The organism is Ruegeria sp. CDSC052, from assembly GCF_059610685.1.
Genome location: NZ_JBXWOB010000002.1, coordinates 243187 through 269532 on the forward strand (window position 1 = coordinate 243187; position 26346 = coordinate 269532).

Annotated in this window: 24 protein-coding genes and 1 tRNA gene; 14 read left to right on the top strand and 11 right to left on the bottom strand. The window is 56.9% G+C overall.

Going from position 1 to position 26346, the window contains the following annotated elements:
• Positions 1-14 precede the first annotated feature (14 nt).
• A complete protein-coding gene (locus tag AC2FIM_RS06575; RefSeq protein ID WP_142635960.1) occupies positions 15-677 on the bottom strand; it encodes a hypothetical protein in 663 nt (220 codons plus the stop codon).
• A 144-nt stretch (positions 678-821) separates the two neighbouring features.
• On the opposite strand from AC2FIM_RS06575, the gene AC2FIM_RS06580 reads away from it, so the two are divergent.
• The 4 genes from AC2FIM_RS06580 (at position 822) to AC2FIM_RS06595 (ending at position 2573) form a co-directional block, all read left to right on the top strand.
• The gene (locus AC2FIM_RS06580; protein ID WP_142635654.1) at positions 822-1142 is read left to right on the top strand and encodes an antibiotic biosynthesis monooxygenase family protein; all 321 of its coding nucleotides are present in this window, start codon (positions 822-824) and stop codon (positions 1140-1142) included.
• Positions 1143-1213: 71 nt separating this feature from the next.
• Positions 1214-1621, top strand: coding sequence for a universal stress protein (locus AC2FIM_RS06585; protein ID WP_281972496.1), 408 nt, complete (start codon positions 1214-1216; stop codon positions 1619-1621).
• Between the two features lie 158 nt (positions 1622-1779).
• Entirely contained in the window at positions 1780-2181 is a 402-nt protein-coding gene (locus tag AC2FIM_RS06590; protein WP_246097187.1) for an excalibur calcium-binding domain-containing protein, read from the top strand.
• Positions 2182-2219: 38 nt separating this feature from the next.
• Positions 2220-2573: an MmcQ/YjbR family DNA-binding protein gene (locus tag AC2FIM_RS06595; RefSeq protein ID WP_142635658.1), complete on the top strand. Its 354-nt coding sequence runs from the start codon at positions 2220-2222 to the stop codon at positions 2571-2573.
• A 43-nt stretch (positions 2574-2616) separates the two neighbouring features.
• Here AC2FIM_RS06595 and AC2FIM_RS06600 read toward each other — a convergent pair whose 3' ends face one another.
• Positions 2617-2841, bottom strand: a complete 225-nt coding sequence (locus tag AC2FIM_RS06600; RefSeq protein WP_142635660.1) for a hexameric tyrosine-coordinated heme protein — start codon at positions 2839-2841, stop codon at positions 2617-2619.
• A 110-nt stretch (positions 2842-2951) separates the two neighbouring features.
• Here AC2FIM_RS06600 and AC2FIM_RS06605 point away from each other — a divergent pair, with 110 nt between their 5' ends.
• Together AC2FIM_RS06605 and AC2FIM_RS06610 are read left to right on the top strand one after the other, a co-directional pair.
• Positions 2952-3398, top strand: coding sequence for a MarR family winged helix-turn-helix transcriptional regulator (locus AC2FIM_RS06605; protein ID WP_271948315.1), 447 nt, complete (start codon positions 2952-2954; stop codon positions 3396-3398).
• 275 nt (positions 3399-3673) lie between these two features.
• Positions 3674-3964: an antibiotic biosynthesis monooxygenase family protein gene (locus AC2FIM_RS06610; protein ID WP_142635662.1), complete on the top strand. Its 291-nt coding sequence runs from the start codon at positions 3674-3676 to the stop codon at positions 3962-3964.
• A gap of 833 nt (positions 3965-4797) precedes the next feature.
• Here AC2FIM_RS06610 and uvrB read toward each other — a convergent pair.
• Both uvrB and AC2FIM_RS06620 read right to left on the bottom strand, forming a co-directional pair.
• The gene (gene uvrB / locus AC2FIM_RS06615; protein WP_496676451.1) at positions 4798-6984 is read right to left on the bottom strand and encodes an excinuclease ABC subunit UvrB; all 2187 of its coding nucleotides are present in this window, start codon (positions 6982-6984) and stop codon (positions 4798-4800) included.
• Between the two features lie 81 nt (positions 6985-7065).
• A complete protein-coding gene (locus AC2FIM_RS06620) occupies positions 7066-7545 on the bottom strand; it encodes an SRPBCC family protein (RefSeq protein WP_271948305.1) in 480 nt (159 codons plus the stop codon).
• A gap of 158 nt (positions 7546-7703) precedes the next feature.
• On the opposite strand from AC2FIM_RS06620, the gene AC2FIM_RS06625 reads away from it, so the two are divergent.
• Positions 7704-8015, top strand: coding sequence for an ETC complex I subunit (locus AC2FIM_RS06625; RefSeq protein ID WP_142635668.1), 312 nt, complete (start codon positions 7704-7706; stop codon positions 8013-8015).
• Positions 8016-8492 carry a GNAT family N-acetyltransferase gene (locus AC2FIM_RS06630; RefSeq protein ID WP_142635670.1) on the top strand — a complete coding sequence of 159 codons (477 nt, stop codon included), beginning with the start codon at positions 8016-8018 and terminating at the stop codon, positions 8490-8492.
• 8 nt (positions 8493-8500) lie between these two features.
• Here AC2FIM_RS06630 and AC2FIM_RS06635 read toward each other — a convergent pair whose 3' ends face one another.
• Positions 8501-9370: a LysR family transcriptional regulator gene (locus AC2FIM_RS06635; RefSeq protein ID WP_271948302.1), complete on the bottom strand. Its 870-nt coding sequence runs from the start codon at positions 9368-9370 to the stop codon at positions 8501-8503.
• Positions 9371-9473: 103 nt separating this feature from the next.
• Between AC2FIM_RS06635 and glyA the strand changes: the two genes are divergently transcribed.
• Positions 9474-10781 (top strand): serine hydroxymethyltransferase, encoded by a 1308-nt coding sequence (gene glyA / locus AC2FIM_RS06640; RefSeq protein WP_271948300.1) that lies wholly within the window; start codon positions 9474-9476, stop codon positions 10779-10781.
• A gap of 101 nt (positions 10782-10882) precedes the next feature.
• Here the strand turns inward: glyA and hutU are convergent, their stop codons facing one another.
• The 3 genes from hutU to hutI form a co-directional block, all read right to left on the bottom strand.
• The gene (hutU, locus tag AC2FIM_RS06645; RefSeq protein WP_271948298.1) at positions 10883-12556 is read right to left on the bottom strand and encodes a urocanate hydratase; all 1674 of its coding nucleotides are present in this window, start codon (positions 12554-12556) and stop codon (positions 10883-10885) included.
• 105 nt (positions 12557-12661) lie between these two features.
• The gene (hutH, locus tag AC2FIM_RS06650) at positions 12662-14197 is read right to left on the bottom strand and encodes a histidine ammonia-lyase (protein WP_142635679.1); all 1536 of its coding nucleotides are present in this window, start codon (positions 14195-14197) and stop codon (positions 12662-12664) included.
• The gene (gene hutI, locus AC2FIM_RS06655; RefSeq protein WP_281972488.1) at positions 14194-15402 is read right to left on the bottom strand and encodes an imidazolonepropionase; all 1209 of its coding nucleotides are present in this window, start codon (positions 15400-15402) and stop codon (positions 14194-14196) included. Before hutI ends, hutH begins: the two co-directional genes overlap by 4 nt.
• 216 nt (positions 15403-15618) lie before the next feature.
• Here hutI and hutC point away from each other — a divergent pair, with 216 nt between their 5' ends.
• From hutC to AC2FIM_RS06680, 5 genes are all read left to right on the top strand, one after another.
• Positions 15619-16323: a histidine utilization transcriptional repressor HutC gene (gene hutC, locus AC2FIM_RS06660; RefSeq protein ID WP_496707976.1), complete on the top strand. Its 705-nt coding sequence runs from the start codon at positions 15619-15621 to the stop codon at positions 16321-16323.
• A 96-nt stretch (positions 16324-16419) separates the two neighbouring features.
• A complete protein-coding gene (gene hutG / locus AC2FIM_RS06665) occupies positions 16420-17223 on the top strand; it encodes an N-formylglutamate deformylase (protein WP_496707975.1) in 804 nt (267 codons plus the stop codon).
• Between the two features lie 44 nt (positions 17224-17267).
• The gene (locus AC2FIM_RS06670) at positions 17268-18644 is read left to right on the top strand and encodes a formimidoylglutamate deiminase (RefSeq protein ID WP_496707974.1); all 1377 of its coding nucleotides are present in this window, start codon (positions 17268-17270) and stop codon (positions 18642-18644) included.
• A gap of 84 nt (positions 18645-18728) precedes the next feature.
• The gene (locus AC2FIM_RS06675) at positions 18729-19079 is read left to right on the top strand and encodes a hypothetical protein (protein ID WP_496710029.1); all 351 of its coding nucleotides are present in this window, start codon (positions 18729-18731) and stop codon (positions 19077-19079) included.
• Between the two features lie 188 nt (positions 19080-19267).
• A tRNA-Arg gene (locus AC2FIM_RS06680) sits at positions 19268-19345 on the top strand.
• Between the two features lie 37 nt (positions 19346-19382).
• Here AC2FIM_RS06680 and AC2FIM_RS06685 read toward each other — a convergent pair.
• Genes AC2FIM_RS06685 through AC2FIM_RS06695 form a run of 3 tightly spaced genes read right to left on the bottom strand, consistent with a single transcriptional unit; the run spans position 19383 to position 26344 of the window.
• Positions 19383-21365: a DNA/RNA non-specific endonuclease gene (locus AC2FIM_RS06685; protein WP_271948284.1), complete on the bottom strand. Its 1983-nt coding sequence runs from the start codon at positions 21363-21365 to the stop codon at positions 19383-19385.
• Between the two features lie 36 nt (positions 21366-21401).
• Positions 21402-24539 (bottom strand): ATP-binding protein, encoded by a 3138-nt coding sequence (locus AC2FIM_RS06690; RefSeq protein ID WP_496676435.1) that lies wholly within the window; start codon positions 24537-24539, stop codon positions 21402-21404.
• Complete coding sequence (locus AC2FIM_RS06695; RefSeq protein ID WP_496676432.1) at positions 24536-26344, bottom strand: S1 family peptidase; 1809 nt, start codon at positions 26342-26344, stop codon at positions 24536-24538. The genes AC2FIM_RS06690 and AC2FIM_RS06695 overlap by 4 nt, the downstream gene beginning before the upstream one ends.
• Positions 26345-26346: the final 2 nt, after the last annotated feature.

Sequence of the window (26346 nt, forward strand, 5' to 3'; positions counted from 1 at the left end):
GGAACGGATTGGGCTTAGAATTCGTTCCACAAAGCCAGTTTGATGCCCGTGTTTTTGCGGGCATCATTTCTTTCCACCCCCAGAACCCAGGTAGTAGAACTGTCTTTGGTTCGGATCATGACCGAGGGGCGTGCCTTCCAATATATCGAGTGCCCAGACCTGTAGGCCGTTTCGATTTGGATTAGGGGATTGATCAACCTGTCCGATGAAAGCCCTGTTGTCAGGTCGAGCTTTCGATAGATGTCATCATGTGTTCGGTTTTCGATGGCGGCATCAATCGCGATCCAACCGCTTCCCAAGGCGCTCTGGAATCCTTTGCCGTAAGACAGCGTCACTTTGTACTGTGCCCAGGCCCGTTCATGTTTGTGATATGCACCGGCACCAAATTCAGCAGCGAACCGACCCCATTGGCCCAAATCCGCTACTGGGACACGGGCAAAGATGAGTGCATGGCCATAGAGGTCTTGGTTTTGTTCGAAATCAAAGCCGACCGTCAGGTTCTGGCTGTATCCCCATTCCGCATAGAGAGAGGTTTTATAGTCGTACCCATCCTCAGGGAGTCGAAAAGCTGTCAGTGAGGCGGCTGTGAATGCTGCATCCTTTTCTCGCAGCCATGCACCTGACCAGGCAGGAGAGGCCATCAGCAACAGGTGCAATATCAGGGCAATGCGATACATGCTTGCAGCTTCCGTCAGCATGGTTAACGGAGTGTTAGTGTTTTGTTTATTTTTCGAATTGAAAAGAGCGCGCCTAGGCCAAAAGGAAACACAAGACCTTTCAGAATCCTGTGTTAGGTTTGAGACAGACAAGGGAGTTTCAAGATGCCAAAGATTTCCAAAAACGCTACTGTGCAGACCGTAATCACAACATTTGAAATGACGCCTGGCACCTGCCAGGATCTGCTTGAGGCGTTGACGGATGCCTATGCCAGCTTCATCTCAAAGCAACCTGGATTTGTTGCAGCGGGATTGCACGTGAACGACGCCCAGACCCGGATTGCCAATTATTCGCAATGGGAGCGTCGCGAGGATTTTCTGGCCATGCTGCGTACGTCAGAAATGCGTGATAGAAACCGTAAAATCAACGAGTTGTGCAAGAGTTTTGAGCCCGTCATGTACGATGTTGCGGAAACCTTCAACTGATCCTGACCTGGATCAAGGTCACGCGTCTGGTAATCGACCAGTATACTTGAGCAACCAAGGAGGCGCGTGCCATGTATCACAATATTCTTGTACCAATATCATTCGACGACGCGCGTGATATGCCGTCCGCATTGAAACTGGCGCAACTGTTGGCGGCACCCGAGTCACAGGTCACGCTGCTGCACGTGGTCGAACATATACCGGCCTATGCCAGCGCTTATATGCCGGTCGGGTATCTGGACGATGCGCGCAAGGCCGTTCAGGCCGAGTTGGATGCGCTGGCGGAAAATATTTCGGGCGCCCGCGGAGTCGTTGTCGAGGGGCATTCCGGTCGGACGATCCTTGACTGGGCCGACGTGAATAAGCCGGATCTGATCATCATCGCGTCTCATCGACCAGGTATGCAGGATTTGCTTTTGGGCTCCACCGCTACCCATGTTGTCCGCCACGCTGCATGCTCAGTGCACGTGGTGCGTTAGGTCTCTGCCAGATCACAAGCGAGCAGCCAAGAAATTGGCCGGTCTGTCTTGTTTGCTTGGCCCAGGTTCGTAGAGCGTCCTGCATCGTGACAGAGTTTCACAGATATGTTTGTCCCTTAGGTATCGGCATCCCACGGATACTGGTGTATTGATCGGGAATGCAGCCAGAAAAGACCACTCCCAAGGCGCTGTTCACGGATCCGAAATCGGCCAAACGTGTTCAACGCGCCGAAGCTCTGCGCCGGCGCGCATTGTCACCGGTGCGGATTCTGCTGATGGTCCTCATGTTGCCGCTGACGACAGGCATCATTGCCCTGAGCGTCTGGTTGCGCACTTCAGAATTCGAGCGTGATGAGGCGGTTTTACATCTTGTTGCCCTTGCCGGATGTGGTGCTGCGCTCTCGGTTCTTCCTGGTCCGTTTCTGGAGGGCGAGCCGGGCTATCACCTGCAAAACGATCCCGATCAGGATGGTGTGGCCTGTGGAGTGATTGCCCCGAATGCAGAACAAAGCGCTGCCCCTCAAAAACGCGTTGGCAATGCCAAATTCGTGAGGCCTTGACAGGTGGGTAAGGACTTCGGAACAAAGAGGCAAAGCCGATGACGCGAGCAGAGTTCAACAGTTTCTGCGCGGGCCTGAAGGCCAGCTCTCATGTGGTTCAATGGGGCAACGCAGACGTGTGGAAAGTGGGGGGCAAGGTGTTTGCGATCTGCGGCTGGAATGACGGTCAGGACGCCTTCACCTTCAAAGCCACTGAACTGGCCTTTGAGGTGCTGAGCGACGAACCCGGAATTCGCCCTGCGCCATATCTGGCCTCGCGCGGGATGAAATGGCTGCAGGTCTATGAGGACCGCGGGATGAGCGACACGTCGCTGCGCGAGCATATCGTGACGTCCTATGATCTGGTCGTGGCCAAGCTGACCAAGAAGATGCGGGCGGAACTGGGCGTATAGGAATGGGTCATTCCATCCGCCACCCAGCCCATTTCACCTTTACTCACTTGCGCCAATAGTTGTTCGCCGCCGCCACGGTCTGGTAATTTGTCGCCACGACATGCGACACCATAGTCAGGCTGTCCGCATCGTTTTCGTAGATCGGCCTCAGGCGCTGACGGATCTCGTCATTGGGCTGCGTCTTCTTAACCGCCATCCGTGATAGTTTGATTGCCAGGTCAAATCCCTCCTCGGGTGTCTCGGTGATGAGCGTTGGTAGCCAGGACATGTGCTGCCTCCTATATCGTGCACGATAATATTGATCACGATATAAACAACCTTGTGGGTGTGGGTCAATGAATTATATCGTGCACGATATAAGCGAGCGAAGGTGCTGCCGTGACAGATTCTCCGACCCAACCGAAGACCGACGAGATGTTTTGCCATGCGGTCTATACGTCATGGCATGTGATCAACCGCGCTTATAAGAGACACCTCGGCCCGCTAGGGCTGACCTATCCGCAATACATCACCCTGACTCTGCTGTGGCAGAGAGACCGGCGAAATGTCAGTGAGTTGGCCAACGCGTTGTCGATGGAAACCAGTACGCTGACCCCGCTGCTGAAACGCCTTGAGGCCGACGGGCTTGTCGACCGAACCCGTAGCAAAGAGGACGAACGCCAGGTTGTTGTTTCTCTGACCGGGGCGGGATCGGCATTGCGGTCTGTGGCGCATGAGATCACCGCCTGCATGATCGCCGATACCGGGCTGGACGAACCTGACCTAGACCGCCTTTTGAATACGCTGGAGAAGCTGAAAGCTGGCTTGTCACAGGCCGGCAATTAGCACAGGCCGCAAACACGGTGAACAGCGCTTTGGTAGTTCGGGTTCGATCTGGCTGCGGCTGTGGAATCACAATATGTGAATTCAGATGTCGAGCCTTCCGCACTGGGCAGCAACTCTGGCGTGTCAGTGGCCCAAATACAGTGAGGCGTATGGTTGAAAATGGCCACAAATCACGCGTATCAATGCGAGATTTCGGGCTGCCGTGCTAGGTTGCGTGCGGCGGGGTCGTTCCGACCGCGTCACATGGCGATATCGCCGGACGAGGGAGGAAGATCATGTTTGCACGTATTACTCAATTCAAGATGAAGCCCGGCACGCGCGAGGCGGCCACGGCGAAAATGAACGCATTGAAATCAGAAATCATGGGCATGCCCGGCATGCACAGCTTTACCAATGTGATGAACGAGGACGGGTCGGGCTATGTGATCTCGGTCGTTGAAAGCGAGGCGACCTCGAACGCAAACGCACCCAAAGTGGCCGAGCTATGGGGCCATTTCGCCGAGTTCATGGAAAGCCCGCCAACGCCGGTTGGGTATGATGTGATTGCCCATTGGGATAAGGGGTAAGGTATCGGGCGGGATATTCCCGCCCTTTTTTTGCAAAAGAACCTGTGCCAGATCCTCGGCCAGCACCACACGGGTGCCGCGCACCCGGTGAATGGCGCTTTGGTACTCATGGGTACTGGGCAGGGTGTGGGAGGTTGTCATGGCAACAGGTTGGGATCACAATTCGTGATTTCAAACGTGGAGGAGAGGGCGCTAGGCTGTAAGTTTGAAGTGCGGGTACCTTGAATTGCGAACGTGTTGGGTGGTGCTTTCACCCATATTTGGTTGGCAATCCGAAAAAATGGGAGCGAGCAATAGACGAAATTCGCAGTGCTCGACTGATAGACTAGAGAGCGGGTGCGTAAGACTCCAATAGATTGATATCTACAGATCGCTTGCACAGGTAAAGTAGTATCCGCATAGTTCATACGCGCAGCTTGGAATCAGTATACGTGGAACTTCAAAGGAAGCATCTGATGATTGGGCTGATAACCCTGATTAAAGAATTCTGTGTCTTTAACTCTGGCGCTCTAAAAGTGCTGGTTTGCTTGAGCCCAGGTGTCGTTTGGAAATTTGTGTACCCTGAAATCTATTATTCGTCTGGGTGGTCAGGATATGCCGACTTTAGCATTTTGATTCTAATGCCGTTGATGGTAATTTTCATGATTTGGGAATTTATCAAGCACAAGCGCCAACCTGCATAAATTGGTGCAAGAACCAAGTAACTTGGTCGTGCGCGAAGGGAACGTGCGTCGGTAGTTTCAGAAAAGTTAACTTTTGCGAGACTGAAGCAATGAGAGTGAATAGGTGCGCGGGCGCGATATGGAAGGTTCGCAAATAGATATCTTCTCAGCCTACCTCTTCCGCCGCTTCACATTCCCGCCCCGCTGCCCTGGTCTCCCAGCCGTTGACCGGCCCTTCGATTTCACCGCGTCTTCCGAGGCTTTCTCGACCGCCCATTGGCGCGCCATGGGGTCGTCGGCGATGGCAAGATCGACCGCTTCCAGGCGTTTGATCTCGTCCCTAATATTGGCGGCCTCTTCGAATTCCAGGTTCTCGGCAGCTTTGCGCATCTTGTCGCGCAGCCCGTCCAGATGCGCCTCGAGGTTCGCGCCGTGCATCGGTTTGTCGATGGTGGCGGTGACGCGGTTCATGTCGACGTCGCCCTTGTAGAGACCGGCCAGAACATCCTCGACGTTTTTCTTCACCGTTGCTGGGGTGATGCCGTGTTCCTCGTTATAGGCGATCTGCTTGGCGCGGCGGCGATCGGTTTCGTTCAGCGCGCGCTCCATGGAACCGGTGATCTTGTCGGCATACATGATCACCCGCCCGTCGGCGTTGCGCGCGGCGCGGCCAATGGTCTGAACCAGTGAGGTTTCCGAGCGCAGGAAGCCTTCTTTGTCGGCGTCCAGAATGGCGACCAGCCCACATTCGGGGATGTCGAGCCCCTCGCGCAGCAGGTTGATGCCGATCAGCACGTCAAACGCGCCCAGACGCAGGTCGCGCAGAATCTCGATGCGTTCCAGCGTGTCGATGTCCGAGTGCATGTAACGGACCCTGATGCCCTGTTCGTGCATGTATTCAGTCAGGTCCTCGGCCATGCGTTTGGTCAACGTTGTGACCAGCGTGCGATAGCCATCGGCGGCGACCTTGCGCACCTCGTCCAGCAGATCGTCGACCTGCATGCCGACAGGGCGGATTTCGACCTCGGGATCCAGCAGGCCTGTGGGGCGGATCACCTGTTCGGTGAAAACGCCGCCGGTCTGTTCGATCTCCCACTTGGCAGGTGTGGCCGAGACGAACACGGATTGCGGGCGCATGGCGTCCCATTCCTCGAACTTGAGGGGGCGGTTGTCCATGCAGGATGGCAGGCGGAACCCGTGTTCGGCCAGGGTGAATTTGCGCCGATAGTCGCCCCGGTACATGCCGCCGATCTGCGGTACGCTGACGTGGGATTCATCGGCGAAGACGATGGCGTTATCGGGGATGAATTCGAACAGCGTTGGGGGCGGCTCGCCCGGCGCGCGACCGGTCAGATAGCGCGAGTAGTTTTCGATTCCGTTACAGACGCCGGTGGCCTCCAACATCTCCAGATCGAAATTCGTGCGTTGTTCCAGACGTTGCGCTTCCAGCAGTTTGCCCTCTCCGACCAGTTGATCCAGTCGGATGCGGAGTTCCTTCTTGATGCCGATGATCGCCTGGTTCATCGTTGGCTTCGGCGTCACGTAGTGCGAGTTGGCGTAAACCCGCACCTGTTCCATATTCGCGGCGCGTTCACCGGTCAGCGGGTCGAACTCGGTGATGGTTTCCAATTCCTCACCGAAGAACGAGAATTTCCAAGCGCGATCTTCAAGGTGGGCGGGCCAGATTTCCAGGCTGTCACCCCGCACCCGGAACGAGCCCCGTTGGAATGCCTGATCATTTCGGCGGTACTGCTGGGCGACCAGATCGGCCATGATCTGGCGCTGGTTGTATTCACCGCCGACCTTCAGGTCCTGCGTCATCGCCCCATAGGTTTCGACCGAGCCGATACCGTAGATGCACGACACTGAGGCGACGATGATTACGTCATCGCGTTCCAACAGCGCCCGCGTGGCCGAGTGGCGCATCCGGTCGATCTGTTCGTTGATCTGGGATTCTTTCTCGATATAGGTGTCGCTGCGCGCGACATAGGCCTCGGGTTGGTAGTAGTCGTAGTAAGACACGAAATACTCGACCGAGTTTTCCGGGAAGAAACCTTTGAACTCACCATAGAGCTGCGCCGCCAGCGTCTTGTTGGGCGCAAGGATGATGGCGGGTCGCTGGGTTTCTTCGATCACTTTGGCCATTGTGAAGGTCTTGCCCGTCCCGGTCGCGCCCAGCAGGACCTGTTCTCTTTCGCCGTCGAAGATACCGTTGGTCAGCTCTTTGATCGCGGTGGGCTGGTCGCCTGCCGGTGAGAACTCGGTATGCATGACGAATTCTTTACCGCCTTCCAGTTTCAGGCGGGCGCGGACGTCATCAGCAGTCAGCTGAGTCTTGTCGGAATGGGCGTAAGGCATGGGCAGGCTCCGGGTCAGGCCCCTACATTTGTTCTTATTTTGTCCAACTGCAAGACCTGATCCGATCTAGAAACGGCAGTTTCAGTAATACGCAAACCGATGATCCGGTATTTGATCCGAACGCACCTTTTCTTCAAGCGCTTTCAGGTTGTCACCCAGGACACGCCCCATCATCGCTTTCAGCACAGTCTGCCCCATCAGCCATCCCAATGGACCAAACTTCATTTGATAATCCATGCTCCAGACTACTCTGGATTGGTTGTTGGCAAGGGGTTCAACGGCGATTGCTGCATGTGCTTGGGTCAGAGGCATTGCAGACATCTCAGACAAGCGGACACGGTAGCCCCGGTTGATTTGCCAATCCGTGACTTCTTCGACCAGAGACGTCCCATTTTCAAAATGGCATCGTCGTTTCGATCCCACCCCATCCGCACCTTGTGTTAGCGCATCTACTGATGTCACCTGCGGGGCGAAATCGTCGATATGCATGAACCGGCTCAAAATGGCCCAGATATCTTCGGGTCGGGTATCAATGTCGAGGCTGCGTTCGTGGTGGATCATCTTGCTGTCCTTGTTGTGGCGTTTGAATGATTATACCATTCCCCTAATGACAGTTTTCGTCATCAGAACATCCTTGTCCTCCGCGACATTTGCCACCTTGTCCCAGGCCTCGCTCTGACGCATAAACAACTTCAGCCAAGTGAGTACGGAGAGGCGACATGCGCGCACGGATCTACCAGCCTTCGCGGAATGCGATGACATCGGGTACGGCCAAGACCCGGCATTGGGTGTTGGAATATGCCCCAGCATCCACGCGCGAGGTTGATCCGTTGATGGGCTGGACGTCTTCCAGTGACACCCAGACCCAGGTGCGTCTGAATTTCGACACCAAGGAAGAGGCGCTGGATTACGCCAAGGACAACGGTATCGACGCACAGGTCAGTGAACCGCATAAACGCAAGCCGAACCTGCGCGCGCGCGGTTATGGCGAGAATTTTGCCACCGATCGGCGCGCACCCTGGACGCATTAAATGATCGACATTCGCGAGGCTGACCCAACCTCCGACGCATTGCGCCCGGTGGTCGAGGCGCATTTTGCCCATAGCGAAACCGCCGGGCCAGCCGAGAGCAATCACACGATGGATGCCAGTGCCTTGGCCGGGCCCGGAATGCGGTTCTGGGCTTTGTATGAGGGTAACAAGGTGCTGGGCTGCGGCGCGCTCAAGGCGCTGCCGGATGGGACCGCCGAAGTCAAATCCGTGCATATCCTTGCAACCGCACGTGGCCGCGGTCTGGCGCGAGTGATGATGACCCATCTTGCTGATCACGCACGGGTCGAAGGGACCTCGGCGCTGGTTCTTGAGACGGGCGCCGATCATCTGTCCTACTACGACGCCGCGCGCAGGCTGTATGAAGCGCTGGGCTATTCCTATTGCGGCCCGATCTACGGCTATGAGGCCGACCCCAACAGCGCCTTCATGCGATTGGATCTAAAGCCCGCAGAATAGGCCGGTTGTTAGGCACTACCTTCGTTCAGCAATGCCACGACCTGTTGCGTTTCGGGCCTTTGCCGCGTTGCGCCAGGTATGTGGACGAACAGAAAGCGGCCCGTTGGGCAGGTGTATTCGCTTGCAGACTTAAGAGCGCGGCTTGCCAGGGCATCCTCAAGCAAACATAGATGCCCCATCAGAATACCCGCACCTGCCTTCGCTTCCTCCACGGCCAGGCTGTACAGAGAGAACTGCGGCCCGGTCTGCGCATCCTGCAGTTCAATTCCCGTGTTCTGTGACCAGATTGTCCAATCGTCGTTCCAGGTCTGGTCATGCAGAAGGACGGTGTCGACAAAGTGGTTCATATGTTCAATCAGGCTAGGCGCGCCGACCGGAGAGATGAGATCGGGGCAAATGCAAATCTGCTCGGGCTCAGCATTGGGTTCGCCAATGAATATGGCCAGATCGAACAATTCCCGATCAAGACTGGGTGGGTTTTCCATCGCGGTCACCGAAAAATTGATATGCGGAAACTGCGCCCTGACCCGGCTTAGCCGTTTCGGCAGCCAAAGCTGCGCAACAGATGGCAAGGCGGCGATATGAAAATCGGCGTTGGGTTTAAGGTTGCGGAGGGCACGCGTCGCCTCGGCCAACCCGTCGAAGGCCGCAGAGAATTCAGCCACCAGCGAAGCCCCGGCCTTGGTCAGTTCCACCCCCTGCGCGTTGCGCCGAAACAACGCGGTACCTGCCCAGCCCTCCAATGTCTTGATGTGCTGCGAAATCGCTCCGGGCGTGACGCTCAATTCCTCAGCGGCGGCGACAAAGCTGACATGACGTGCGGCAGCTTCAAAGGCGCGCATTGCATTCAGCGGGGGCCCTTTCGGGCGTTTGGGCATGACACTCATTTCAAGCCTTAGTTTTTCTACGCCAAGAAATAGCAAATCTGCTTTGCGCTGTCACGGAATGGCTGCCACCATGCTGCAAAACGGAGGACGTCCAATGACGCTTGCACAACGAGATTGGGTGCCGAGCACCAGTGAAACCCTGATTCAGGACATAGCGGCCACGACGGCGTCCGCAACGTCTGCCGATCTGCTGGCCCGTATCGAGCAGCTGGCCGAGCAGAACCGAGTGATCCATGAGGAAGAGTGCTTTAACCTCAACCCTGCGACCAATGTGATGAACCCGAAAGCCGAAGCGCTATTATCCTCTGGCATAGGGTCGCGCCCCTCTTTGGGGTATCCCGGCGACAAATACGAAATGGGACTGGAAGCGATCGAGGAAATCGAAGTGATCGCGGCCCAGCTTTGCGCGGATGTGTTCGATGCCAAATTCGCCGAGGTTCGTGTGCCTTCTGGTGCGATTGCCAACCTCTATGGCTTTATGGCCACATGCAAACCGGGCGACACAATCATTGCGCCGCCCGCATCCATTGGCGGGCATGTGACTCATCATGTCGATGGCTGCGCCGGCTTATACGGCTTGCGCACCATAGAGGCCCCGGTTAATGCCGATGGCTATACCGTTGATCTGGACCAACTGCGGGCGCTGGCACGAGCCGAGCGGCCCAAGCTGATTACGATTGGTGGCAGCCTGAACCTGTTCGAGCATCCCGTGTCCGAAGTGCGGTCCATCGCCGATGAGGTCGGGGCCAAGGTCATGTTCGATGCGGCCCATCAATGCGGCATTATTGCCGGGCGCGCCTGGTCCAACCCGCTGGCCGAGGGCGCGCATTTCATGACGATGAGCACCTATAAAAGTCTTGGTGGCCCTGCAGGTGGGCTGATCGTTTCGAATGATTCAAAAATTGTCAAAGCGCTGGACGCTATCGCCTTTCCCGGCATGACGGCCAATTTCGATGCGGCGAAAACTGCCGCGCTTGCGGTCACGATGCTGGACTGGAAAGACTTTGGCGCGGCCTATGCGAAAGAGATGATCGCTATGGCGCAGGCATTGGCTGCGGCTTTGGATGCACAAAATGTGCCTGTGTTCGCTGGGGCCGAGGGCTTTACCAACTCTCACCAGTTTGCCGTTCTGGCCGAGCCATTCGGGGGCGGGCAAGCGGCCTCAAAAACCTTACGCCAAAGTGGGTTCCTTGCCTGTGGCATCGGTCTGCCTGTGGCGGTGGTTGAAGGTGATATGAACGGTCTGCGGATTGGCACGCCCGAGCTTGTCCGCTGGGGGATGACCGCAGGCGATGCGGATCGTCTGGCGGGGTTGATCAAACAAGGTCTGCAAGGCGCGCCGATTGCCTCCGAGGTTTCAGCCTGGAGACGCGCGTTCAACACGCTCTGCTTTGTCCATTAGATCACCGTTTCCGAAAGCAACCGGCGCGCACGGTGTTTTGTGATCGTTCAATCCCGGCCTTCACAAATGAATGGCCGGGATCTGTTCCGGTTGATCCAGGCTTAGTTTCCCAGAATTCCAGGCAGGCGCAGCCCGTGTTCACGAGCGCAATCCTTGGCCAGGTCATAACCCGCATCGGCGTGACGCCACACGCCCGAGGCAGGGTCGTTCCACAAAACGCGCTCCAGGCGTTTGGCAGCATCATCGGTGCCGTCGGCGCAGATCACCACACCCGCATGCTGGGAAAAGCCCATGCCAACGCCGCCGCCATGGTGCAGCGAGACCCATGTCGCCCCCGAGGCGGTGTTGACCAGTGCATTTAGCAGAGGCCAGTCCGAGACCGCGTCAGACCCGTCCTTCATCGCTTCGGTCTCGCGGTTGGGCGAGGCGACTGAACCGGAATCCAGATGGTCACGACCAATGACCACCGGCGCGCTTAGCTCGCCCGTTCTAACCATCTCGTTAAACGCCAGACCCAGGCGATGTCGGTCACCCAGACCAACCCAGCAGATACGCGCAGGAAGGCCTTGGAATGCGATCCGTTCACGCGCCATATCCAGCCAGTTGTGCAGATGCGTGTTATCGGGCAGCAGTTCTTTGACCTTTTGATCGGTCTTGTAGATGTCCTCGGGGTCCCCCGACAGGGCCGCCCAGCGGAACGGGCCAATGCCACGGCAGAATAGCGGACGGATATAGGCAGGCACAAAGCCCGGGAAGGCGAAGGCGTCTTCCAGACCTTCCTCAAGCGCCATTTGCCGGATGTTGTTGCCGTAATCTACGGTTGGAACACCGTCATTGTGAAAGGCGACCATCGCCGCGACCTGTACTTTCATCGAGGCGCGGGCTGCCTTTTCGACCTCTTTCGGGGCGGTTTCAGCCTTGGCGCGCCACTCGGCCACGGTCCAGCCCTGCGGCAGGTATCCGTTGATCGGGTCATGCGCGCTAGTCTGATCGGTGACGATGTCGGGCTTGACGCCGCGCTTGTGTATTTCGGGGAAGATATCGGCGGCGTTTCCGATCAGCGCCACGGATTTGGCTTCGCCCGCTTTGGTCCAACGCTCGATCATGTCCAGCGCCTCGTCCAGACTGTGGGTTTTTTCGTCGACATAGCGCGTGCGCAGCCGGAAATCGGCGGATTTCTCGTCGCACTCCACGGCCAGACAGCAGGCACCCGCCATCACAGCAGCCAGTGGCTGAGCACCGCCCATACCACCCAGACCCCCGGTCAGGATCCAACGGCCTTTCAGACTGCCACCATAGTGCTGACGTCCTGCTTCCATGAAGGTCTCATAGGTGCCTTGGACGATGCCCTGCGACCCGATGTAAATCCAGGAACCCGCAGTCATCTGGCCATACATCGCCAGACCTTTCTTATCCAACTCGTTGAAGTGATCCCAATTCGCCCAATGCGGCACCAGGTTCGAGTTGGCAATCAGCACGCGCGGTGCGTCCTTGTGGGTTTTGACGATGGCGACGGGCTTTCCCGACTGCACGACCAGGGTTTCGTCCGCTTCCAGGTCTTTCAGGCTGTCGACGATCAGGTCGAAATCCTTCCAGGTTCGCGCGGCCCGGCCAATGCCGCCATATACTACCAGCTCGTGCGGGTTTTCTGCCACGTCAGGATGCAGGTTGTTCATCAGCATCCGCAGTGGTGCTTCGGTCAGCCAGCTTTTGGCATTCAGTTCGGTCCCGGTTGGCGGATAGATGTCCCGGCTGTTCTTACGAGGATCGCTCATCGGTCATTCCCTTCAGATTGGATAGAGCCCGACAGGGCAAGGGCATTGAAGTTTTCAATCATGTGTCTCGGCTGCGGTCGCGCGCCATCATGGCAAAGGCCGCCATCAGGTAAGGCCCGGCAAAGAGGCGTTCAGCGCGTTCAGCAACGCACCCGACGCGACCAATTCCTTTGCCGCTTTCAGATCGGGCGCCATATAGCGATCCTCTTGCAGGCTCGAAACATCCTCGCGCAGCCGTGCGATGGCCTGTTGCAGCAACGGGCTCGTCTGGAGGGGGGCGCGGAATTCGATGCCACGCGCGGCGCAGAGCAGCTCGACCCCAAGGATGTGGTTGAGGTTTTCGACCATCCGGGCCAGCCGCCGCGCACCATGCGCTGCCATCGAGACGTGATCTTCCTGATTGGCGGAGGTGGGTGTTGAATCGGTGACACAAGGGTTGGCCAGATGCTTGTTCTCGCTCATCAAAGCGGCTGTCGTCACCTCGGCGATCATCAGGCCGGAATTCAATCCGGGTTCAGGTGTCAGGAAGGGCGGAAGATCGAAGCTGAGCGTTGGATCGACCATCAGAGCGATACGCCGTTGACTGATCGCGCCAATCTCGGACAATGCCAGCGCAATCATGTCAGCAGCGAACCCTACGGGTTCCGCGTGAAAATTACCACCGGACACGATCATATCCGCCTCGGTCAGCACAAGCGGGTTGTCTGTTGCAGCATTCGCTTCGATCAAAAGGGTCTGTGCGGCCTGTCGCAGGACATCCATCGCCGCACCAGTCACCTGCGGCTGACAGCGGATGCAATAGGGATCCTGAACACGTGTATCATCATCCCGGTGGCTTTCTCGAATTTCGGATTGCGCCAGTATCTCACGCATCGAACCTGCCGCTTCGATCTGGCCACGATGTCCTCGTAGCGCATGGATTTCGGGCTGCAGCGGAGCGGTTGATCCCATGATGGCATCGGTGGACATGGCCGAGATGACCAGCGCATTGCGCACAGCACGCCAGACTTCGAACAGACCGGCAAGCGCATAGGCCGTTGAAAACTGTGTGCCATTGATAAAGGCCAAACCTTCCTTGGGGCCTAGCTCGATCGGGGACAGGCCAGCCTTTGCAAGCGCCTCGGCACCCGGAAGAATTTCGCCTTTATATTCCGCCTCTCCCTCACCGATCACTACTGCGGTCATATGTGAAAGAGGTGCCAGATCGCCTGACGCGCCAACCGATCCTTGATTTGGAACAACAGGGGTGACGCCTTTTTCCAGCATGCCTTGCATAAGTTCGACCAGTTGCCAGCGGACGCCAGATGCGCCACGGCCAAAACTCAATAGCTTAAGAGACATCATAAGCCGAACCATCCGGCGGGGCATCGCGTTTCCTACGCCGCAGCAATGGCTGAGGATCAGGTTTCGCTGCAAAGTGGCGGTGTCTTCAGATTTGATCTTGAGGCTGGCCAATTTGCCAAAACCCGTGTTGACGCCATAAACCGGTACATCACCCGCAGCGGCGATAGCGATCCGTTTCGCGGCCGCCTCGACCGCAGGACGACACATCGGATCAAGTATGACCGAGGCTTCATCCCAATAGATGGTTTCAAGCTGAGGCAGAGTAGCCTGCCCGGGCGCCAGAGTGAGAGTTGTCACGCTTGACCTCCAAAGATGCGTTTGTGAAGCGGGTTGAACCCGATACGATAAGAAAGCTCGGCCGGACGGCCCACATTCCAGACCGCCAGGTCGGCCCGCTGACCCGCGGCGATCATACCGCGATCACTCAAACCAAGGGCACGCGCTGCGTTACAGGTTACGCCCGCAAGTGTTTCCTCTGGCGTCATGCGGAACAGGGTGCAGCCCATATTCATGGTCAGAAGAAGAGATGTCAGGGGGGATGATCCCGGATTGCAATCGGTTGCCAGTGCCATTGGGACATCGTGTTTGCGCAGCAGCTCAATCGGAGGCTGACGCGTTTCACGCAGAGTATAGAACGCACCGGGCAGGATTACGCCCGCTGTTCCCGCCTGGGCCATGGTGATCACGCCGTCTTCGTCAAGATACTCGATATGATCCGCAGACAATGCGCCATAGGAGGCGGCAAGCTGTGCCCCGCCCAGATTAGAAAGCTGCTCGGCATGCAGTTTAACCGGAAGGCCAAGCGCTGCGGCGGCGTCAAAGACACGGGCGATCTGTTTGGGCTGAAAGGCGATCCCTTCGCAGAATCCGTCAACCGCATCGACCAGCCCTTCTACATGGGCGGCCCGCAAGGTCGGAATGACGACCTCGTCGATATAGGCGTCATCGCGCCCCTTGTACTCTGGCGGAGTCGCGTGGGCGCCCAGATATGTGGTTTGAACAGAAACCGGGCGACGTTTTCCAATTTCGCGCGCGGCGCGCAGCATGTTCAGCTCTGTCTGTTGTTCTAGCCCATAGCCGGACTTGATTTCGATAGTGGTCATGCCCTCTTGGATCATCGCGTCGACGCGGGGCAATGCACTTTCTATCAGCTCTTCCAGGCTGGCGGCCCGTGTCGCTTGAACGGTTGCGTTAATACCGCCTCCGGCGCGCGCAACCTGTTCATAGCTTGCACCATTCAGGCGCATTTCAAACTCTTGGGCGCGGTCGCCGCCAAATACAACATGGGTGTGGCAGTCGATCAAACCGGGCGTCACAAGGCGTCCGTTCAGATCCTCGGCCTCAAGCTCGGTATATTCATCGGGCAGATCGCGTCTGGGTCCGACCCATTCGATAAACTCACCTGATATTACGATGATGCCATCCTCGATTAGCCCATAAGGGCCCTGCTGGCTGGCTTGTGTTGCAATTTTTGCGCCACGAAGGGTTGTTTTACCAGTCATGAGAATCTGATCCCAAGTTGCAATGCTTCTGAAATAGGTATACTGATTACTACATAATGTGTACACAAAATAATGAAAGGTATCGCGCCGAAGCCGCCTTCTTGGAGTCAAATTAGGTAGAGGTCTTAGGTGCGGGGCAGAGTTACATGCTTCATTGCAGATGTCTTATGTGTATGTATAAGCCAATTAAGGCCGGTTTTTGAGTTGGGGAGTTTTATGGCAAGACCTCAGGGGAACATGAGCTTTCGGGACATCAAGCAGGTGGTTTTGGATCGAATCCAAACCGGTATCTGGAGCCCGGATTCCATTTTGCCAAGCGAGATGGATTTGGCCGCTGAATTCTCAAGTACACGAACAACGGTCAACCGGGCGTTGAGAGAGCTTGCCGAAGAAGGATACCTGGAAAGAAAACGCAAGGCCGGCACGCGGGTTCTGAATTCTCCCATCAGAAAGGCGCAATTTGCGATCCCTTTGGTGCGTGACGAGATAGCAGCCACCGGTGCGGCCTATCGGTACTCTTTGGTGGACCGAGAGGTGCAACCCGCACCGTCCTGGCTGGCATCACGCCTCGACCTGAAAAAAGAGCAGGACGTCTTGCACCTGCGATGTATGCATTATGCCGACAACGTAGCGTTTCAGCTTGAGGTGCGATGGATTGTTGCCGACGTTGTACCTGAAGTGTTGGAGGAAAGTTTCGAACAATCGGGGCCGAATGACTGGTTGGTTAACAGGGTACCATTCAGCAATCTGGAGCTTAGTTTCATGGCGACCAAGGCTGATGGTGAAATCTCCAAGTTCCTGGACACGCCACCTGGCGACCCGATCTTTACTGCCGAACGCATTACCTGGCTGCGTCGCGCGCCGGTGACATATGCCAAGCTTTACTTTGCGCCGGGATACCGGATGACGACGCATCTCTGATCTGACCGGAGTCCAGCTTTTGGGGCGGTAAAAAATGTCGCTCTTCGTCGGCCCGCCGAACTATGGGCTGACAGAACATCAAACAAAGGGAACGCGATGGCTGTTCAGAATCTGATGACGTTTAAGGCGGGTTCAACGCCGATTTTGCTGAATGTCCCACATGCCGGAACCTTGCTGCCTCCGGAGGTTGAACGCCGTTTGCGACCCGCCGCGCAGGAGCTGAAGGATACGGATTGGCACATGGACAAGCTGGCGCTGCCTTGTGCCGAATTGGGTGTGGGTGTCATGGCGGCGCAGTATTCGCGCTATGTGGTGGACCTGAACCGCTCAGCTGATGACGCGCCGCTTTATTCCGGTCCGACAACCGGCCTGATATCGCAAATCGATTTTGACGGTCAGCCGCTTTATCTGGAAGGGCAAGAGCCAGATGGGCAGGAGACACAGGCGCGCATCCAATCCTATTGGGCACCGTATCATCAGGCGCTCAAGGCTGAGATTCTGCGGATCAGGGCGCAGTTTGGCACCTGCATACTGTTGGATCTGCATTCCATCCGTTCCGAAGTGCCAAGGCTGTTTGATGGGGTGCTGCCGGATTTGAATCTGGGCACAAATAGCGGGGCCAGCACAGCCGCGCGCTTTGAGGCCTGCGCCGAAAAATCGCTGGGGTCCGGCCAATACAGCTTTGTCAAAAACGGCCGCTTTAAGGGAGGCTATATTACCCGGCACTATGGCCAACCCGACCAGAACATTCATGCGCTGCAACTCGAAATTGCACAGTCCACCTATATGATCGAGCACGCTCCTTGGGACCTTGCGCGCCCCAAGGCAGAGGTGCTTGGCGTCGCGATCAAGAACCTTGTTACCGCGTTGTTGGATGAAGTTAACACCACCCGTGGATGACCCAAACAGACTCGCCGATACGGCATCCAAGTAAAGGAAAGTGGATGACAACTGGATTTCATTTCAAACAGGCACTGACGGACCAGGGCTGGCTTAGCAATATCTCCGTAACCGTCACGGAATCTGGTGAGTTCGGAGCACTGGTCGCGGACGACAATCCCAATGCCTATCCGGTGATTGAAAGCCCGGTTGTGCCGGGCATGCCCAACCTGCACAGTCACTCCTTTCAATACGCGATGGCGGGGTTATCAGAAGTGCGCCGGAATCCGGTCGACAGCTTCTGGTCCTGGCGCGAAATGATGTATTATTTCGCTCATAACGTATCGCCCGAGGACCTGCAGGCAATCACTGCCAAGCTGTATATGGAATTGCTCAAAGGCGGCTATACCGAGATTGTCGAGTTTCATTATCTGCACAACGAAGAGGATGGAGCGCACTACGCCCAACCTGAGGAGCTATCTTCTGCAATTGTCTCTGCTGCGGATCGAACCAGCCTCAGCCTGACGCATCTTCCGGTGTTTTATGCACACGCAAATTTCGGCGGCGTGTCTCCGCAAGATGCTCAGAGGCGATTCACCAATGCACGTGATCAATACGCTTTGCTGATCGAAACCCTGAAGCAGCAGCATGAAAAGCTTAACCTCGGAATCGCGCCGCATTCCCTGCGCGCCGTAACCGAGGATGAAATGTCATGGCTTATGGAGCTTCGGCAAGACCAGTTGCCGGGGTGTCCAGTTCACATCCATGTGGCCGAACAGACCAAAGAGGTGGAAGACAGTATCGCCCATAGTGGCAAACGCTCTGTTTCGGCGCTGATGGAACAGGTCCAGATTGACGCCGCGTGGTGCCTGATCCATGCCACCCATCTGGATGACGCCGAGGTTGCGGCCATTGCCGCTTCGGGTGCGACCGTGGGTCTGTGCCCGCTGACGGAATCAAATCTTGGAGACGGGATTTTCCGGGCGGTCGATTTCGTGGCAGCAAATGGCCATTTTGGTATCGGCTCGGACAGCAACATCTGTACCCAGGCAGTTCAGGAGCTGCGCACACTGGAATATAGTCAGCGCCTGCTGCACCGGCAGCGCAATGTTATGTGCTCCAAGGACATGCCCAATGTCGGCGGTTATCTCTGGCAAGCCGCCGCCCAAGGTGGAGCGCGTGCAGCCGGGCGCAATATCGGCCGTATCGCAGAAGGGTGCCGTGCTGATTTTGTAGAATTGTCTTACGATAGGAATGGTCTGATGGCGGCGGTGTCGCCCGGAGCCGTGCTGGATTTCCACATGTTCTCGGGTCAGCAGGCAGAAATCATTGCCGTCTATGTTGCTGGTCAAAAGGTCATTCAAGATGGTCAGCACCCCGATCACGAGACCATCGACGCCGGATATATTTCCACCATGCGTCGGTTGGCGCAAAAACTATGATGAAGGGTGAATAGAACCAACGGAACTCATTACTGCGCGAGCTTAAGAACCTTGGGGCACTTGGTGCTGGTCAGGCTGAAAACATTGTCCGAGATCGCCAAGGAATTTTCTGTCACCCAGCCCATCGGCATCGAACATTCCAGTTGGTACGCGCCTTCTGAACCTTGTCACATCAATGGCGCGCGTGATGCTGGCGGATCTGAGCGAAACGGAACTGGATCACCGTACCCCCATGACGGGTCTGGGCATGTGTGCGGTGCTATTAACAATTCCGGCCACCGCAATCAGCTGGGATCTGCAGAAGATCTGATCAAACAGGTTTGCCACTGCGCGGCGCAATATCAAATTGCAGTGATGCAGGTGGCGGCATCCCAGTTTGCCGATGTATTCCGTCATCGTGACAGGCTGCATATGCGGCCTGAATTAGTCTGGTAAGTTCGACTCGGTTAGGGCCTTTTGAGGCATGGCTTCGAGGTGCAGTTCACCCAGCAATCAAGGTACCTGTATAAGCTTGCTCCGGTCAGAGATAATGCTGAAATCAGAGAGGTTTTTTGCCCCAAAACCTCATCTCTCCATCAAGTTGACAAGGCGAGGGATTTGGCTGATACAGCCAGAATATGAGCGGGCCGTTAGCTCAGCTGGATTAGAGCAGGGAACTTCTAATTCTCAGGTCGGGGGTTCGAGTCCTCCACGGCTCGCCAAATGCACAATTCCTAATTGAGTATACATCCGCCACCCTCAGATTACGACGTTGGCAAAGCTCTCGACTGTGACGATCGGACGTGGTTGTCCCGCCAGGCTTTCTGCATCGGTCAGACGCTGCGCCAATGGGTCGGCATCGCTAAGGGGGCCAAAGTTCAGCCCGGTTAATTTTTCCAAATCCCGGACGCGGATCTGGAATGTCTTATAGGCACCAAACTCAAATCCACCGACAGATTCCACGCTCCCCTGGTTCGAGAGCATCTGTTGGATGACCTCAACCTGGCTGAGTACATAGGCGGTGGAATGAAGGCGAAGAATGCCTTCGCTGCCATCCTCTTCGGCCAGCATGGTCACAAGCTTGAAGAACTTCAGGGGTACCGGCGATCCGGTATCTTTCAACATCGGCTCGTCACCGGTCAGGATTGGTCCGGTGAACACACAGGCCTTGAATCCATGTGTGCGCACATTTGTCATGATAAAGTTCTCAAGACCCAACCATTGCGCGTGGCTCCGGTTAAAGGCCCGGTGCTGCGGGGCAGCAGCGGTATAGTGAAAGCTGTCATCATTGGCCTGTTTGGCCTGTGCATCATCGACACCCCAATTTGTCGCCGCACGGCGAACCAGGTGGCCCCGGTCAATATCTGCGTGATCATAATCCTCTTTGCCGAGTTGGACATTTGCTGGGATGCGCAGGTCAGCGAACCACTTGTCGCTACCTCGTTTTTGCGGTCGGGTCTTGGCACCATCGATATTTAGCGCGGCAATGATCGGTGTTTTGAAAGTCGCAGAATAGAGAATGCCGAAATTCTGATAGCGCAATTCGTTGGGGCGTTCCGGGGTCGCATCCGACGGAGTGGCAAGTCCAAACGCATTCGGTACCACCGGCAGAGGCACCTCTGCCACTTGAAGGAAGTCCGGGTTGTACCCGTCGCGCGGTTCAAAATGGTCTGCGTCATGGTTTCCGTCAGGTCGTTCTGGCCGGACGATTTCAGTTCCGGGGATCGAGGTCGGCACCGCCCCGTCCAACAATGCGTTGACCGTGCTGATCCTGACCGCCGAGTTTCCGACGCCGAAGGTACCTGCATAATGCAGACCAACCGCTTTGCCGCTGTCCAACGAGATCACAGGCGAGCCCGAGTTGCCGCCCAAAGTCGTGCAGTCATGGCGCAGGATCGTCACGCCGCCATCTTCGATGAGAAATCCGGGCGAAAAGCGTTTCACGTCATACAGGTCGTTGAAATAGTTGGACATCTGCGTGGGGTCATTGCGCAGGGAATCCTTGGCGGGATACCCGATCACCGCGACGCATTCGCCGTGCTGGGCATCCGTATCGGCGCGCGGGATCGGCGTAGGCGTGAAATTGGCCGTATCTGCGGGCAGGTCGATCTTTCCAAGCGCGATATCTGCGGCCGCATCTTCGGCGATATAGGTGAACTTGCGAATGTCGAAAAGCCGGTCGGGGTCGGGTGTCGAGCCGACCTCTTCCAGGAAATCTATCCGGGCGCCATAGCGGGCATTGCCGGGGGCAAACATGAAGACACCATCGCCCAGGAAACTGCGCCGCGCGACCAGCTTGGCAACATGGCGATTGGTGATGATCAGCAGATGGTCGTCCTTCTTTTCGATCACCCAGCCAGTGCCACCCCAGCTAAAGTCATGATTGATAAACTCGATCCGCCCGACCGAGGCGATATTGTCTTCGGCCTTGCCGATACGAATGTCGATATCCGGCGGAAAGTCGGATGACAGCGATTGTTTGCCTTCAACCTTTCCGCCACGCACAATCAGGGGAGGGCGTCCCACGGCGCGCACGATGGCTTCAAGTTGCGAGGGCGTGGAGCCAAAGCTCTCTAGCTTGTTCAGCTGCGCGCCCATCAGTTCACGGGCACGATCCGGCGTCAGGCCCATTTCGCCAAGAATGCCGGGACTGGCATCCAGAACCTCGCGCGCCTTGTCGATCGCGCCGGCATTTCCAAGGCCTTCCAGCCGGTTGAAGGTTTCCTTTTCGAAATCGCTCATGACATTGGTTCCTCAGCTAATATGAAGTTTTCTAAGTCAATCGGTCTGACCTTTGGGATCGAGGTAATCTGGCCGCATCCCGGTTTCGACAAGCATGGCCAGCGCCGGGTGAAACACCACCGGCGCCCGGCTTTTGGTCAGCCGACCCAGGATGGCCTCGGGTCCTGACCCCTGGGTAAGCCCTTTGGCAACACTCGCCAGACGGCGTTGCAGGGTCTGAGTGGATTTCTTGCGCCCTTCGTTCAATGGGTCCGCCCAAAAGCTAAGAACACGGTCTGCCAGGCCATGACTGCCACGTTCCAAAAGCTCGAGGGTTCGGCTGGACGTCAGGTCGCTCCATTTCCGAGAGGAATTCCATTCCGGAGGCGGGGGCGACGGGAAGGCCCAATAGCCGCCGATGACCTGCTGCCAACGTCTGGCCGCACGCGCAAGCGTTGGGAGATCGGGAATCGGGTGGTAAAAGCTGTATCCTTCGGCCCAGTCCGAGGTCAGGCCCATGGCGCGCAGCAATGACAGCACGTCGGTGGGCCGGTCGGACATCTGGGCCATTGCGTCATCGATCCCCTGCAGGCCCGGGGCAAAGATGTCAGCCGCCTCATACAGGCCGGTGGCAAGGTTGGACAAATCGCTCAGAACACGACCCCGGCCGCTCACCTGAAACTCGTCGACAAGTGCCAGCATCCGGTCGAAATAGGGGTTCAACGGGGCCAGGGCGAGCCCGTAATCATCCGTCGGTAAGTCTGGGTTGGGCATGTCTGGTTCCGAATACTCCAACCCGAATTCCTGACGGATACCCCCCGCGAAGCGCAGTCTTTCATAGGTTAGTTCACGCGGGCCGTGATCCAGATAGGGGGCGATCAGGCCCAGAACCTCATGATCCCCCTCAAAGCTCATGCCCATTGCGATAAGCGCGAATTCCAGCGCTGCGGACTGCATTCCAATCCGGGATGATCGGTTCACAACGCGTAACGCGACTTCGTGGAATTCCTTGTCGTGCAGGTTCTCGATCAACTGTCTGAACCGGAACTCCCCCAATACCTCCAGCAGGATGCGGCCTTCCAGCTCGGGCCGCTCGTGCATTTGCCTTAGCACTGTGTCTTCGGGCAGAAGGTTGAACAGATCACGTGCCATGGACCAATGACCGCTTTGCCAGTTGTGGCACAGGATCAGGATACCAACCTCGCTTGCCGGATCATAGGCGCCCCGCAGCCCCTCGCGGATGATATGGGTCGCTTCGCGACGCTGGCCCTGTTCCAACATCGCGCGCAGGTCATTGACAGCGCGCTCATCCGGTGAGGCGACATATCCGCGGCTTTTGATAATCTGCGCCCGTGCAGTGGCCGCTTTTGGGGAAATTTGTACCAGTTTCGATGGGGGCAGATCGGAACCGCTGTCCAGCCCGGCTGCGCTGTATTCCCGCTGCTCGGTCTTTTGCACCGGGGCCGAACGCTGGCCGCGTGCCTGACGGATCAGGTCCTGCGCGTCGATTGGCAGCTCGGTCAGAAGATGTTCGGGGAAGCGTTCGGCCAATGAGGGGTCGATGCTTGGCGCGGCTTCTCCGACGCGCATAAGCTGAAGCGAATGGTACAGGAACAGCAGCGGATCGCGGTCGGCGTAATACGCACAGGCCGCGCGGTTGACCTGCGCGGTTTCGATGGGGCTTTGGCTGTAGGTCGGTTCCAACAGGTCCCGCCGCATATCGGCCTTATGGGTCAGTTGACCATCAGTAGCGGCGTCCATCAGCCAGGATTGCAGACCAAGATCCGCGACGATTGTGCCTGCTTCGTCGCTGAGGTCGCCCAGCCCAAGCGCCGGTGCGACGATGCCGTTCAGATTGTCGGCGTTTATCTCGCTAAGAACCATGCCGTAATTGGCAATGCCGCGCAGATGCACGGGCAGGCGCGATGTGACGGCCCGGTTTACGATGCCTGCAGCAATCGGGTCATTCTCGTCTTCGGAGACTTCGGCCAATCGGCCCTCGGTCTGCACCTCGTCAATCAACAGCCGCAATTTCAACGGGTTGCCCTGACAGCGCAAAATGATCTGATCGCGGAATTCCTCGGGGATTCCGGCCTCATCCAGCGTTTGATTGACCAACTCGTCCTCGATCTGGTCGAGCTTGATGTATTCGCCCCGTCTTGGGTGATCATCGCCGAAAATCGGCCCGCGACCGGCAGAGATGATCGATACTTCGATCTGTTCCTTTTCCACAAAACGGTCCAGATCGCTCATCAGGTTGTTCACGAAAGTAGCGCCCTGACCATCCAGAACTTCAAGCGTATCCAGCAGGATAACCAGGCGCAGAACGGCATCAGCCACCGCATTGATCATCGCCCGGATCAACTGACGCGGTGTAAGGTCCGAGCTTTCGTATATCTCCCGTGTGACCTGTTCGGAATAGCGCAGCCGCAATTTGCGGAGTTCGGGGGCCGCTTGGGGTATTGCGGTACCGATCTGACGCGAGATCTCTTCAAAGATTGGACCGGTCTGCAATGAGGGCTGATCGAAATCCAGCCGGATCAGGATGACGTCTTTGCGTTCGCTTGTAATCTGGATGATGCGTTCCAGAAGGTAGGATTTTCCGATCCCGTACTGACCTTCGATATGCAGGGTTTTCAAAGGGGCATGGCGCAACGGATGGTCGATCCAGCGTTGAATCTTGTCGATTTCGCTGACACGCCCCACGAATTTTTCGCCCAGGCGCTCTTTTGATCGGCGCTCGCGTCTGAGCAGGTTCAATCGGCTGCGCAGCCTGAACAGGCGGTCATATCCCGGCGCTTTTTGGCCTGCACGCTCTAACGTGACAAGGTGCTGCGACAGGTTTTGTTCATCTGTTTCCGCCTCGATAAGGTGATCCAGAGCGCTCGGTGCGAAACCTTCTCGTCCCGACAGAGCCTGCACGATCTCGGTCTGCGTTGCCGCCGAGTCGAACTCTTCGATCCCGGATAATTCGCGATGTCGTGCAGTCAGGCGCAGTATCCATTTCGTAGAGCTGCCCGACTTATCAACATGGCTCAACTCGCGCAGGGATGACATCAGCCGGGCCCGTAGCACCCGGTTGCGGTACTCATCTTCGCTCAGCACCTCGCGCATAAGCTGCCGTGGTTCAAATGCCCCTCGAAGGGCGGCGGCGCGCAGCAGGCGCGAACGAAGTTCTTCCTGCGCCTGGTTCATTCTTCTATCTCCAGAAAGCGTTTGGCCTCTTGGCGAACACGGGTGACAACGGTTTCCAGATGTTCGCCATCGAATTCACCTGTGTTGTCAGGACTCAACCCGGCCAGAGCAGAGTCCACCATTGCCCGTCGAGCAGCCGGTGTCAGCTCTTTTGCCGGGTCAAGCGAGGTGATCATGCTGTTCAGTGTAGCCTCAACATCGCTACGTGTGAATGGTCCCAGCTCTTCCACCAATAGGCCGCTGCGCTGCGCGCCGTCGACAGCGCCGACATTGGCAAAACGCAGGGGCGACAGGCGATAGGTCTCATAGCCTGCGAGGATCAGGCGCAGGTTCTCGGATGTGGGCAAGCATTTGGCGATGTGCTCGAACTGTACCTGGGCACGTGGTGAGAGCCCTTCGGGCGGGTTGTCGAAATAGATCCACCATGTTTGCCCTGCGGTTTGGGCGGCCAGGTCCATGTCCGCAATCAGGGTCTCCGCGCGGCTGCCCTCGAATGCAACATCGGTGGTCTGGGCGGCGGTTGTTCCAGCAGCAGCGTCTGGCGAGGCGACGGTCCCGTTGGCCTTCTCGGCCAGATCAGCAAGTAAATCGTCCGTATTCAGGGTCGGCCCCAAACGGATGCAACGATGTTGCGGCGCGGTGTTAGGTGCTTCTTGCATCAGCAGATAGGATTCCAGCATGTCATAGCTGAACCCAAGACCGCGAATGGACGTCGTATCCTCGCGCCTGATCCAGATCCCACGCAGTTTGGATTTGGGATGATCCAGCATATGGGCAAGGCCGGTTACGAATTGGTTGCGGCCGATGATGATGGTTCCGTCAATGTCGCGGCTCAGCGACCACATGTCCCGCTGGTTCGAGTTCTTGCTGATCAGATCTTGGAAGTCGGGGTCATCGTGGAACTGCTCGAAAGGGACAAGCCGTTTGGTCGTCTCCCATTTGCCCTGGTGGATGCCCAGAAACCTGAACTGGCTGTCAAAACCGGGGCCACCCGATGACCCGCCGGATGTGTCGATGTCATGAGGGAACCGCTTGGCGCCAGGTTCTCGGTGCACTTTGCCGGGCATGAACCCCTTGGTGACACCTTCGGGGTAGTGGACCAATGTGAACAGGTCTGCACCCTCAAAATCGGGGGGATCGCCGGTCACATCGACACTGCCATAGGTATGCCCCAGCGGCAGGAATATCCGCAGCAGCGCGATATCCACCTCATCGCCCGGCGGCAGGTTCCCGGCCTTTTCACTGTCGTGATAGGGCCAGAGCTTTACGCATTTTGCCCGGTACCGCTTTTCGTCCGAGGCAAGTATTTCAAGCCGAGGGTCGACCCCGGCGGGCACGGAGTTTAGCGGGTCCAGAACATGGGCTGCAGTCAGCACCAGATTGGGGGCAACAAACGCGCCGGAGCCTTCGAATGTGTTGTTGATCCAGATCTGACAGCGAAAGCTCTCTGCGCGCGGGGCAAAATCGCCCAATGCAGCAAAGTCGAACGAATTATTCGCCGGTGTGCCGATCAGGGTGCCGTCAAACCGAGCGATGTTTTCGGCAAAAATCAGGTTACGGTCGCGCGGCACAGGGTCCGCGCCGCGCGCGCGCAGAAAATTGAGGAACTGCTTGACCTTCGCAGCGTCGACCAGAATTTCCAGCAAGACATCGGCAAGCGTTTCGCCGATATCTTCGTCTACACTTTCCTCGATGGCTTCATAATTCACCGGGTCATCAGGGTCGGGAAACAGCGCAGTCAAAGCATGACGCACAATCGGTTCATGCTTTCGGATTGCAATCCGGATATGCGCTGCATTCACCATCC